General features: G+C 51.5%; 7 protein-coding genes and 1 pseudogene. All 8 read right to left on the bottom strand.

Going from position 1 to position 13,200, the window contains the following annotated elements; translation table 11 throughout:
* Positions 1-218: 218 nt before the first annotated feature.
* Positions 219-2,645, bottom strand: a pseudogene (locus AB4124_RS24490) (glycoside hydrolase family 95 protein).
* Positions 2,646-2,671: 26 nt separating this feature from the next.
* Positions 2,672-4,384 carry a right-handed parallel beta-helix repeat-containing protein gene (locus AB4124_RS24485; RefSeq protein WP_441974478.1) on the bottom strand — a complete coding sequence of 571 codons (1,713 nt, stop codon included), beginning with the start codon at positions 4,382-4,384 and terminating at the stop codon, positions 2,672-2,674.
* 81 nt (positions 4,385-4,465) lie between these two features.
* Entirely contained in the window at positions 4,466-5,611 is a 1,146-nt protein-coding gene (locus tag AB4124_RS24480; RefSeq protein ID WP_441974477.1) for an SGNH/GDSL hydrolase family protein, read from the bottom strand.
* 151 nt (positions 5,612-5,762) lie between these two features.
* A complete protein-coding gene (locus AB4124_RS24475) occupies positions 5,763-7,430 on the bottom strand; it encodes an extracellular solute-binding protein (RefSeq protein WP_430107371.1) in 1,668 nt (555 codons plus the stop codon).
* 132 nt (positions 7,431-7,562) lie between these two features.
* Positions 7,563-8,468: a carbohydrate ABC transporter permease gene (locus AB4124_RS24470; protein ID WP_430107369.1), complete on the bottom strand. Its 906-nt coding sequence runs from the start codon at positions 8,466-8,468 to the stop codon at positions 7,563-7,565.
* Positions 8,469-8,483: 15 nt separating this feature from the next.
* Entirely contained in the window at positions 8,484-9,440 is a 957-nt protein-coding gene (locus AB4124_RS24465; protein WP_430107368.1) for an ABC transporter permease, read from the bottom strand.
* Positions 9,441-9,701: 261 nt separating this feature from the next.
* Positions 9,702-11,819: a helix-turn-helix domain-containing protein gene (locus tag AB4124_RS24460; RefSeq protein WP_441974476.1), complete on the bottom strand. Its 2,118-nt coding sequence runs from the start codon at positions 11,817-11,819 to the stop codon at positions 9,702-9,704.
* A 500-nt stretch (positions 11,820-12,319) separates the two neighbouring features.
* The gene (locus AB4124_RS24455) at positions 12,320-13,081 is read right to left on the bottom strand and encodes a DUF4253 domain-containing protein (RefSeq protein WP_441974475.1); all 762 of its coding nucleotides are present in this window, start codon (positions 13,079-13,081) and stop codon (positions 12,320-12,322) included.
* Positions 13,082-13,200: the final 119 nt, after the last annotated feature.

Below are 13,200 nucleotides of genomic sequence, written 5' to 3'. Positions count from 1 at the left end.
GTAAGCCTGCTGTTTTTCTCGGTTAGAACGCAACATATTTAACACCCTTCCGAACGGTTTATTTACAAATATTATACAATATTAACGCGGTGTCGTGTTGAATTAAATACACAAAAAATAGCTGTCGAGACTTTCTCGACAGCCTGAAGACTCCTTCAAGGAGTCTTTTTTAACATAGTATTGTATGGATACCATCGATAAGGTCTCCATTATGGCGATCAAGCACCGGGATCCCCTGCGTGATCCGTGACCAGTCGATAGGTTAAGCCCCGTTCTGCTTCAAATGAAAATACGCCTTTGGCGGAGACCTGTACGGGAATGCTGGTATCGCCTTGGTAAACCGCGATCCCATTTCCATGTCCATTACCTATGCTTACGCTGCATACATTCCCCAACCGAGACATGATCTCTGCCTCCGTCAGTCTTCCATGCTTCCAGCGAATGCCGACTTCAAAGCCGCCTCGTGCCCGCAGTCCACGTACCTCGCCTTCCGGCCAAGCATCCGGCAGAGCCGGCAGCAGCACAATAACGGAGCGATGCGACTGCAGCAGCAATTCCGCAATCCCCGCTGTAGCTGCGAAATTGCCGTCGATCTGAAAAGGAGGATGCGCTCCTAATAAACTCGCATACACACCTCCGTGATCGTAACGCTCCGATTCCCCGTCCCGCACCAATCTCAGCATATTGGTTAACAGTAGGAGCGCACGGTTGCCGTCACCGAACCGGCCCCATAGCGCCACCCGCCAGCCCAGGCTCCACCCCGTGCTTTCCTCTCCGCGACGCTCCAAAGAGGTTCGGGCAGCTGCAAACAGATCCGGGCTTTCTTCCGCATATAGCTGCCGTCCAGGATAAACCCCAACCAGGTGGGACGTGTGCCGATGAAATACGTCCTCATCCTCGGAGTCATGGGACCATTCCTGCAGCTGACCGTATCGGCCGACCTGCAGAGGCAGCAAACGTTCCCGTTTGCTGCTCCATTCCTCCCGGAATTCCTCATCCACGCCGAGAATGCCGGCTGCCTCCATGCAATTGGTGAACAGCTCCCATATGAGGGAAATATCCATGGTCGCCCCTTAGCTGATGGCCGCCATCCCTTCAGACGTGCGGAATTTATGCTCAGGCGAGGTCGACGGCGATGTCACGAGATGGCCTGCGTCGTTTTCTATAAGCCAGTCCAAAGCAAATAAAGAAGCTTCCTTCATAAGGGGATAGGCGAACGATCGCAAATAAGCTTCATCGCCGCTATATGCGTAATGCTCCCATAAGTGCTGCGTTAACCAGATTCCACCCATTTGCCAAAGGGCCCAGGAAGGATCGCCGTCCCCGTAATTGCCGACCGGTGCGGTTTGGGCCCAGATATCCGTATTGTGATGAACGGTCCAGCCCCGGGTGCCGTAATGGACGGCGGCGGTTTCGGCACCGTTTACCGACAGGCTTCTGATCAGCTCCAGCAGAGGCTGATGGCATTCCGCCAAATTGCATACCTCCGCGGGCCAATAGTTCATTTGCGAATTGATGTTCAAGGTCCAATTGCTGCTCCACGGCGGCCGGGTTGAGGCATTCCATATCCCCTGAAGATTGGCGGCTTGCGTTCCGGGTCTGGAGCTTGAAATCAGGAGGTAGCGGCCATAGTGGAACAGCAGCTCGACCAAGCCTGGATCCCGGGCACCGAATTGCTCGATTCTCTCCTCCGTGTCCATATCTCCTGCAGCCAGCGTCTCGCCTAATCGGAGGCTTACGCGGTCAAACAGGCTGCGATAATCGTTGATGTGCCGCTCGCGCAGCTCTGTCCAAGACTGGGTGCATGCGGCTTTCATGGTACCCGCAGCTGTAGCCGCGGCGACAGCCGCCGGATGGTCTCCGCCATCGCGGTGACCGGGAATTTGGTCAAATCCGTTGAAGCTGGTGGCCGCAGTGAAGTAAATGACCACTTCGCTCGCATCCAGTACATGAATGCCAGCTGCGTCCACGGTAACGCGGCCATCCGTTTCGGCCACCGCCAGCCGACCGTTGAAAGCCATGGCAGCGGTATGTTCAGGATCGCCGTAACGGATAGGACGATCCGAAGAAACGTAGCTGGGCTCGACGCGTTCCGGTGCAAATCCCGAGATGACGTACATATCTTCTTCGGTCTTTACGGTATACCGCAGCGGGCTTTCCAGATAGGCATGAAAGTTCAGGGCGCACGGAGTGCTTGAGGTTAACCGCAATGCAATCATCTGATCCGGGTTGGACGCGAAGCATTCCCTCGTGTAGTTTACCTCGCCAATGCGGTATTCCGTTCGTTGCACGGCATTGGTGATATCCAGCGTTCTTCGGTAAGAATGAAACACGCCACCATGATCAAACCTGAGGCATAAGTCTCCTAACGGCAGGTAAGATTCCGTGTAGGGTCCCATCATCTTGCGCCCTAGCTGATCAGCCTCCTTATAACGTCCCTGGCTTGCCAGCTCCCGGATCTCCGGCAGCGCTTCCAGGGCAGACGGGTTGTTCCAATCCCTGGGATAACCGGACCAAAGCGTATCCTCGTTCAAGCTGATCCTTTCACGCTCCACGCCGCCGTAGACCATGCCTCCAAGACGTCCGTTGCCGATCGGCAGCGCTTCGGTCCAGACCGTCGCCGGTTTCACATACTGCAATTTCATGTTTGCTCCCACTCACCTTACCTCCCTTATGTCAAATCGTCATACTCCAAGTCATTACACGAAATATGCGTTCCAATGCAAGCTTCCAAATGGACACGTTCGTCCGTACGGATATTCCCTGCAAGGCCGTGTTTTTCCTGCATCCGAATCACGTTATTTTGGAATATCAGTCCCTCCGTGCTTCTTGCCGTTAACCAATCTTCTCCGGCCGTTTCAAAGCGGTTGCGTGCAATCCGAATGTTATGGTGAACCGCTGCATGATGATGTTTATTCTCAGGGACAATCCTTATCACGGCATGTCCGGGGCCGCCGCAATTCACAAACCGGTTATCCACGATGCTCATATCCGTTACGGCGCCGGATTCGTACCAGGATGATGCATCCGCTGCGACCAGTATCGCGCTCATCTGCATGTTCAAAAAGGTGTTATCCCGAATCACGATCCGCCGCGGCGTCGTGGCCAGAATTCCGCGCGTGGGAATCCGGGCGAATGTATTACCGACAATTTCGACCTCCGGCGTCCAAGTCACATTTTCAAGGACGTCCCGTTCTCCGATGTCAGCGGGAACCGCGTTTTCCAACGTGAGTAGCAACTCGCGCGGCGACTTCATGGCGACAGCGGCGACTCGCCCGAAAGCGTAGGGGTTCAGCGTATCCGCATTCACGAACGCGACCTCATCTTCCGGCTGAAAAGCCAAAAATCCGTAAGTCTGCGGATGCATAAACCTGACAATCAATTGATTGGAGGCTGGTCTACCGACGATCCGAAGATAGGTGCCGTGGACATTGATCCCATCATCATGGGCCCCTGCAAATCGACTATTCCGAATCGAGACCTTTCCCTTGCAGCCCGACAAGTGAACGAAATCCGCAAAACCTGCCACCGTGCGGCCGGTCTCCAGACGCGGCGTCAGATCCAAGCGTTCAAAGGTCAGATTGGCGCTGAACTGTCCAACCACGCCCAGTCCATGCATGAAATGCAGGCCCACGTCGCTAAACGTCACCCCGGAGCTTTTGGTGATCAAAATGCCAACCTGGTCCCGAATGCCGTCGCGCATTTGCACGATCGTACCGGGAGCCATGTGCGGAGGGGCCTGATTTCCAAAATGGAACCGAAGCCGACTCGGCGACAACTCCTCGGTAAACACCACCCGCTCCAGCCAATTATCCACGCGCCAGGCAGCACCCAAATCCGCACTGCATAACTGCATCGGTCCTTCGCGAAAACGCCAGCCTTCGCCCACCCATTCGAATTTGCCGTCAGCGCAATCATAGCGTGAATCCGGGTGAACGGTTGCCTCAAGATAAGCATCGCCGCACCGATCCACCGTCATTTCGGTCACGGTCGGGGCGGCGTAGTCCCAGTGCAGATTGCGAATTTCAATATCCGTGCAGCCTTCGAGCACAAGCATCGTCTGCTTTCCGTGGAAAACAAACAAAGCGCCGTTCCCCTCGAGCGTCACATGGTGCAGATCCTTAAGCCAAATCCCGATCGTTTTGGTCACATCCGGATTCTCTTCCTCGCTGCTTGTATTCGAGATATAATACGCTTCCCGATCGGCCGATTGAGGATAAAAATGATAGCATCCCGGCGGTATGTCCAGAATGACCGAACCTTCCATTGCCCTGGCGGCTTCTATCGCGCGTTTCATGGCAGGTTGCGCATCCGGGTTATTCGGGTCCTCGTAATCACTGAGCGAAAGAATGATCGGAGCTGTAGTGTTTTGATTTCCAGGCATATGCAGTGACAACACCCCCATTACTAGTAACAGCCTTTTGCGAACTTGGTGTAACCCATCGCGGAAATCCGCGATTTTCGCCTAATTCGCTAACAACTTCAGCACGCGCATGCCCGTGCCCTGGCTTCGCTTATCCTTGAGTCCTGTATTGCGAACCATGATCGAAATCGGCCCGCGCGCTTGAAGTCTCGGAAAGTGTACGCTGACTGGCCGATAAGCGTTCAAACACCACTCGTCGAAGGAATTGACCCGTACGATGGACCCGCCGTTGATCGAGTATTCAATGATTCCGGTGTCGGGTCCGCATAACAGCAGCAGTCCGCTGCCTTGTCCTTCCACGGTGAACGTAAACGAAGCGTTCGGATGATCAGAGTACCTGTGGTCTGTTGCATAACGCCAATTCAGGAGCTTTGAACCTAACGGCAGCTCCCGGATATGAAAATCCCCGGTATAATCGGCTAGCTCATATGGGAGCATTTCGGCATACTCGTAGTTCCCCGCCAGCAGCGGTTCTGCGGGCAAATATCCGGAGTGATCAGGTATCAAAGAGGCAGCCTCCGTCGACAGCAGTTCCTTCAAGTATCGCTGCAAAAAACCGGCGTATATCTCATGCCCCTCATCATTCGGATGGTATCCATCAGGTGCAAGCGATGACCACGCGACCTCACCGTTAGTCAGCATGCCATAAATGCCGGCGGCAAAATCGACGGATGGAATGCCGTAATGCTCGGCCACTTCTTCGTGAACGGCAATGGGATGCGGCCGGATACGGGTCAGATTTCGCTCCGACCCGGTATAAATGAAACATAGATCCGTGCCGGGAGACAGACGACGGCATTGGCGCACAATCCCCTCCATTCCTCTGATGGATTCTTCCCTATCGCTCCCGTCATTCACGCTGAATTCCACGAATAGCAAATCGATGTTCCCGACGCTCAGCACGTGCTCGCGAAGACGGTGAGCTCCAAGCGAAGAATCCGTCCCCCCGACCCCTGCGTTAAAGGAGCAAATCCGCGAACTTCCGAAACGTTCTCTTAAATAATGAGCCGTTAAAGCACGCCAGCTGGTCTTATCGGCCACTGAGGCACCAGCTCCCTCCGTGATGGATCCGCCCAGAAAGGCAACCGTCACCTGTTCTTCCCCTGCAAGTTTGGCTTTAACATGAGGCAGCCCTCGGCGATGGACGATGAACGCGGTACGGTCCATGCCTTTGTTATAATCCGACATATGATCACCTTCCCTCGTTTCATTCCTCTGTCTTCTCCATAGATACCCGTGAAACAGAGAAAATGCGGAGTGGACGATCAGTTTAGACCGGCACCCGCATATGGATGTTGGAATGACTTCATGGCAGCCGCAGCTGCGAGCTGTCCTTCAATTATTTGGCGGATTGATCATAAGCCGTCTGAAGAATTTCCAGGTAACGGTCCAGTTTTAGATCCTTCAATCCTTTGACGTAAGCGTCCCAATCCTTGTTCAGGTCCTTGTTGTCTGTGATGAATTGCAGCTGGTTTTGCTCAATATAGTTTTTGAGATTGGTTTGAAGCATGCTGGCTTCATCGATGACACTCGGATCGATCCAGATCGACCAGATCGGAAAGACCTCCTTCGGCTCATGTCCTTGATACAACAGCGACGCATTGTACAATCTGCGCTCATAACCATCGGATGCATAGATGTCTGTTCCCTGCACCCAAGTATCGCGATACTCTTTAGGCATATAGAAATGGCCCATTCCGCTCCATCCCGCATTGTGCGGCGCTTCGCCTTCCTTCATCGGAATGGTCTTGACCATCGGTGTCACGCCCTCGCCAAGCGCTTGATCGCCAGGCTCGGGATCCGTCCAATCGATCCCTTTCATGCCGGTCGCGGCGTTGGTTTGACCTTCCGCCGTAAACATGTAATCCACCATTTTGATCAATGCAACCCGGGCTTCTTCACTGGCTTTGTTCGTAATGACGAATTTTGCGCCTGGTGAGACGCCCCCCGCATCATGGGTCGCGTACGAAATTCCGTTCGGTCCGCTTAACGGCGGAAGCGGATTGTAATGCGCCGAACGGCTGTTGCCTGGATCGATGTTCACGAAGATGGCCGGATGCATGCCGGCACCGGCGCCGAGTATTTCCGCATCCGCGTTCTCGCCGATTTTCTTGAACGCCTCCGCATTTTGGGTAAATGCGCCCGGATCAATCAATCCCTCATCATACAGCGATTTGATATAAGTGAGTCCTTCCTTCCATTCCGGTGTGATCGCCGCGGATTCTACCTTGCCGCCATTCATCATCAAGTAGTTCCGGTCGTCGTCGTAAACGAAGCTGTTCATCAAATAAGGGATAATCCGTACGCCGAAATCCTCCGTTGAACCGCTGAGGGGCACTTCATCCGCTTTCCCGTTGCCGTTCGGGTCCTGCGTTTTGTATGCCTGCAGCATGCTTCTGAATTCCTCGGTCGTTTTCGGTTCCTCGAGATTCAGCTTCTTCAGCCATTCGGTATTGATCCACATTTTGTTAGGATAGGAGCAGTGGAAACATTCCGTGTATGCGCCTAGACCGTAGATATTCCCATCCGGAGCCGTAACAAGCGCCTTCATTTCCGGCGTAGCTTCCATGGCCGCTTTAATGTTCGGCCCATGCTGTTCAATAAGTTCGTTCAGGGGAACGAGCACTCCCTGTTGACCGTATTTGAGCACATCCGCTTGGGAGAATTCATCGATATAGTGCGTCAACAAATATGCATCCGGATAATCGCCGCTGGCCAGAGAGATTTGGCGTTTCTCCTTGGCGCCGTCGGAGGGATTGATCTGCCAATTGAATTTAATGTTGAACTGTTCCTCGATATGCTTGGTGAATTTGTTCGCCGGAATATCGATGCCTGATTCCTGTACGGCAAAAACGCTGATTTCCACGGGTTTCGAGCTGTCCGAACTGCCGGACGCGCTTCCGCCCTGCGGGCTGCTCGGGCTTTCTGTATTTTTGCCTGAGCACCCTGCCATCACGATGCTGCTCACCAATAACAGCATGAGCATGCTGAATAGGCCTTTTTTCAAATTGAATCGCTCCCTTTTTCATTAGAGTCAACACGTAAACGACTAGCTTTACACTTAAACGGAGCATCACCTCCCTTCCATCATAAGCTCTGGTTCCCTTGGCCTGATTCGTCCGTCCCCCTCAAAAAGCGATCAGCCTTTCACAGAACCTACGAGCATCCCCTGCACAAAATAGCGCTGCACAAACGGATAAATGACCAGCACAGGCAAGGTGGCAACCACGATCAGCGCATATTTCAGGAGCTCGGCAAGCTGCTGCCTCTCGACCATGGCTAAAGCATCCATCGTTCCCGAGCTGTTATTCTGAATGATAATGCTTCGAAGAATCAGCTGAAGCGGAAACAGGTCAGCGCTTTTCAAGTAAATCAACGCATCGAAGTACGCATTCCACTGGCCGACCGCATACATGAGCACGAGCACTGCCATAATCGGCTTCGACAGCGGCAGGACGATGCTCCAGATAAAACGTATGTCGCTGCAGCCGTCCATCTCGCTGGCCTCCTGCAATTCTTCCGGAATGGAAGACTGAAAAAAAGATCGGGCGATAATTACCTGCCACACCCAAATGGCATTGGGAATGAGCAGCGCCCAGCGGGTATCGATCAGATGAAGCTCCCGCACGACCATGTAGGTCGGAATCAGCCCCCCGCTGAATATCATCGTAAACGTAATGATCATCATCAACGCGTTCCGTCCGAAGAACGATCTGCGCGAAAGCGGGTAGGCAATCATGATGGTCAACATGACACTGATGATCGTGCCAGCCGTCGTGTAGAAAATGGAATTGGCATATCCGGTCATAATCTCGGGCGTTTTAAAAAGGACTCGAAAGCCTTCGAACGAAATATCGACCGGCCACAACCATACCCTGCCCGAAGTAACGGCCGCCGGGCTGCTGATGGAGCTGCTGATGATATAAATCAGCGGATACAAAACCGCAATAACGACTAGAAAGAGAACGATGTATACCGTTGTCAGGAAGATGCGGTCGCCTGCGGACTCCTTGATTTTTCTTGTGCCTGCTTGTTGAACTGCCATGCCATAGCTCCTTCCTTACCAAATGCTGTTATGGGTCATTCGTTTAGCCAATCCGTTCACGGTCAGCAGCAGAATGAGGTTGATCACGGAATTGAAGAGGCCGACTGCGGTTGCAAAGCTGTAGTTGGCATTCAGCAGCCCAATCCGATAGACATACGTTGCAATGATTTCGGAGTTCACCTGATTCAGTGGATTTTGCAGCAGATAGACCTTTTCGAATCCAAGCGCCATCACGTTGCCGACATTCAGAATCAAAATGATGACGATGGTCGGCACAATGCCCGGCAGATCCACATGGCGGATCTTTTGGAAGCGCGAGGCGCCGTCCACCTTCGCCGCTTCATACAGGGTCGGATCAATGCCGGCCAATGCCGCCAAATAGATCACCGCGCTATAACCTGCCGTCTGCCAAATATCGGACCATACGTAGATGGAACGAAACATCCCCGGATCGCCGAGAAAGTTCACGGACTCCAGTCCGAAAAAATTCAAAGCCACGTTGGCAAAACCCAGCCGCGGGGCCAGAAACAGCATGATGATCGACACCATGACCACCGTTGAAATAAAATACGGCGCAAAGGATACCAGCTGGACCAACTTTTTGAATCGGCCGCCCCGGATCTCGTTAATCATTAACGCTAGCACGATCGGAATCGGAAACCCGGCTAAGATGAGATAACCGCTGAGAATGATCGTGTTTTTGACGAGCGTCCAGAATAACGGATTCTCGAAGAACAGCTCGAAGTGCTTGAAGCCTACCCAGGGACTGCCCCATATTCCCTTGATGACGTTGTAGTCCTTGAAGGCAAGAACGGCATTCAACATCGGATAGTACTTAAAAATCAGGAAAAACAGCAACGGCGGAATCACGAGCAGGTACAGCTGCCAATGCTTCCTCAAACTCTTTCGCGCAACATGCCAATAGCCGGTGCTGGTGTCGGTATGGATAACAGGCTCCGACTCGATTACCAATGGCTTCTCCAGAATAATCCCCCCTAATGTAATGACAGATGATGTGTCGGCATTGAAATGATAGCGTTTTCTTTATGTGTCGATCATAGGCGAGAAATCCGGTCCTTGAACAGGTACACTTCGGTCGTTTGGCGTACAAATAACCGCTTTTCCATAGGCCATCCTGTCTCGTCAGGTTCCAAATCCCGCGTATTCGCGTTTTCTTTAGCCCAAACAGCCGCATCGTCCTAAGCGACAATGCGGCTTGCGAGGATCAACCCTCTACACGACCTCATGAGACTGACGGTAAGCGCTCGGGGAAATGCCGATGAGGCGCTTGAATGCCCTGCGAAACGAATGGGAGCTGTTGTAGCCCACCTGAGCCGCTATTTCATCGATCGTGAGGTTCGTCTCGGCAAGAAGAATGGCCGCCCGATCCATCCGCACCTTGATCAGATGATCGGAATAATTGACCCCGGTTACTTCCTTGAACAATTGGGAGATGTATTTCTCAGGCCGTTCCACGTGCTCGGCCACGCGGTATAAGGTGAGATCCGGATGTGCGTACATCGCTTCTGTATAGTCATAAATCTGCTTGATCAGTTTGGCATGGGAGTCCTTCTTTTTATTGGAAATATATCTGCACAGCTCTCCCATGATCGCGTGGATCTCGTGACGAATGAATTCCAGCGGCTCGGTACAGCCGATATCGATGATGCGCCTTTTTATGCTTTCAAACCATTCCGACTCCGCAAAAATTTTCTGATCCATTAATTTAAGGAACGTTCCTTTGATTTCACCTACCAACTGGTGCTTCATCTCGACCGATAACTCCCGCTGATGGAGATTTTGATCCATGATCAGATTGACGATCTTCTCGGCTTCTTCCAGCTCTCCTGCCCGAACCGTGCTGATCAAGCGCTGCTCGGTGTCCAGCGGGTAGTAATACGTTGTGTTGACGATTCGGGCTTCGCGGTACCACACCGTCTCTTTTTGATTCATGTAGACGGCATATTCAAGAGCCTGCTTGGCCTGGTCAAATGACTGCCCCGCCTCTGAGACCGAATCGAACGGATCGCCGAAACCGGCTTGGAGGAACATTTTATATTCATGCAGCACCCGTTTCGTCAGCGTTTCGATCAACCCCGTAATTCGAAGCTCTTCATCCGGCCCAGGCTCGCTATCTTCGTCGGTAAAGAACAAAACCACCATTTTGTCCGAGCCCAGATCCGTCATGGGCAGCGACCCGGCGATTTCGGAAAAGGCCTGCTTCATGAGAAGCCGGGCGGCGTTAAGCTCGTTAAGGATCTCCACGCTGTCCATGCCGGCATATCCTTTGATCTGCAGGATGCCGACATAGCCTTTTCCGTTATGCAAGGCAATATCAGCCTGCTGGGCAGCGGAAGCAATTTCATCCCTCGATTCAAACTCGCCGGCAATCAGCCGTCTCAGGAAAGCATCCCGGACAAACGGCAGCTGACGCGTCAGCTCGTTTTCCAGCTGTTTGTTTTTGCTGATCATATTGGCAATATTCCCGCTCAAAAAGTCATATTCATTGCGCTCCATCGGCTCATCCCTGCCAAACTGCTCTTTCATGATGCTAATCATTCGATGGATCGGCACGCTGTTCCGATGAGCCAAATACAACCCGAACAGCAGCCCGACGATCATGGCGCCCCCGGTAATGAACCAGGACGCTTGTTTAATTTGATCGGCATTCTCCATTAAGGCGCTGCGAGGGATGCCGGCCTGATAGACCCAACCGCTCTTATCTGAGCGCGTGGTGATCACAAGATCATTCTTGTAGAACTGGCTGGTTTTGTTCTGATCGAATGCCGGATCGTTCATGATTTGGCTCACATTGGATTCCATGTTTCCTTGAAGAGCAAGCGTATTCCCTTTTCCGTCGTGGATGTGGACCCAGCCGCCGTAGTTGTCGGTTAACCCCGAGAACAATCCGGCAATCGTCCGTGCATCAATCACGACCACGACATTGGCCGGGGACGAATCGTTGAAGCTGTCCAGCGGGAGCGACTGCATGTACGTGATGACCGAGGTTTCGTTGTCCCTTTCCGAAAAGGAAGAGAGCGGTTTGATTTCACTGCGATGGGCTTTCTCCAGGATCTGTTGTTTCCATTCCTCAAACGTGAGGTCGTCATAATGAAAAAACTCGTAATAATGCTCCGGCCGATAAGAGGAGCCCGACGTTACGATCAAGTCGTAATTCGCCAAATAGATGTAGTAATGCTGAAGAAAATCGTTGGTTTGACCGAAAGTCAGCACATTGCGCATCGTTCTCCATATGCCGTATACATCCCTTTGAGCAAGATGGTCGTTGAGCAGCACGTTAAGGTCTTGATTGATCGCCAGCTGCCGCGTCATCCCTTCCACTTCCGCCATCCGGTGCTCCAGCAGCTCCTTGCTTTTCTCGAGCTGAACGATGCTATTCTCAATCGAAATGGATTGCGTTACGGAGATAGAGGTTAAGTAGGATATGTATCCTCCGATGGTGGGAATGAGCAGAATGGCAATATAGGAGATGAGAAAGCTGCGAAATACCTTCGAATGCTTAAGAATAAATATCCCCCCTTATGTGATAGCGTTTTCAAAAAATAAAGGCACAAGTTCTCCCGCCAGCTAGTAAATTTGATCATAATGGATGTTTGCGGCGCACGGGTAGGTACTTCTGCGTATGGAAGGGTACAATTTTCCATATCAGACCAGCACGCGGCTAAATGACGGAAAGTAACTCCATATTAGGGGAATCGGCGAGCTTGGTAAATATCCGATTGTTAAGGTTCATGATGCTTTATGACAATAACGGAAAATAACCATGTCTTTGGATATTTTGACCATAGTCCCAATAAAAAAAAGCCGCGTTTTCACGCGGCAACTGACGTTTAATCCCACCAAAAATACCAGATATCGTGCTTCATTAAATAGTCCGCATAATGTCCAAGCGTCGAAAACCCGTCCATGACATATTGGCAGAAAATAAAGTGCTCCTTGGCGAGCCGTAATGCTTCATCATGCGTTTGCGGGCGTCTTCCAGCCTGAAGAATCCAGGTATCTTCCGAAACGGCCAGTATTTTAATCATATACATCTGCTGAAAATGCTTAAAAATCACCGACTGATATTCCGGTAACGGACATTCATTATAACCTCCCATTGGAACCCACAGCGGCGCTTCATATCCGGCTTCCGCCGGTAACGTCAACAGGATAACTTGCTCGTCCTCTTCCACCTTTCCCTGTACCCAAGTCGTGTTCCAGTCAAAGGCCTCGGTATCCGATTCGCAAATCTCTTCGTTAAGAATTTCATTGCCCTCCCATAGTAAAGAATAGGTCCGATACAAATCCTCAAAGCTTTTACCTTCTAATTCTTCCGGTTCCAGCGAAATATCCGTATAAGATAATTGCGAAGCTACGATTTTTACAAGTGCATCTTTCAAAGTTAACTGATGAACCAACTCCAGTTCCTTGTTCACATAGGCAGAGAGGGATTCTTCTTCGCATATTTCTTCCATCATTTCCACCAGATTATAACCAGGAACAATGAGAATCTTGTGCTCCCCTTCTTTCATGGCAGGAAGCGTTAAGCTGTCCAGATCTAAAACTTCAATATCACATTCACTTAAATAATGGGAAAGCTCTTCAATCATATGTACTCCTCCATCATGACGAATTTGAAACCAGTTTAGTACTTATCCTTGATTTTACAAATGTTAGAACCATTTTCATAGTCGCAAAAAATCAATATAAGAGGACGAGCGTAAAACTC

This window comes from Paenibacillus sp. 2KB_20 (assembly GCF_052115765.1).
In the GTDB taxonomy this organism is placed as follows: domain Bacteria; phylum Bacillota; class Bacilli; order Paenibacillales; family Paenibacillaceae; genus Paenibacillus_AQ.
Note: the sequence above shows the minus strand (reverse complement) of the source record. Positions and strands in the feature narration are given on the sequence as shown.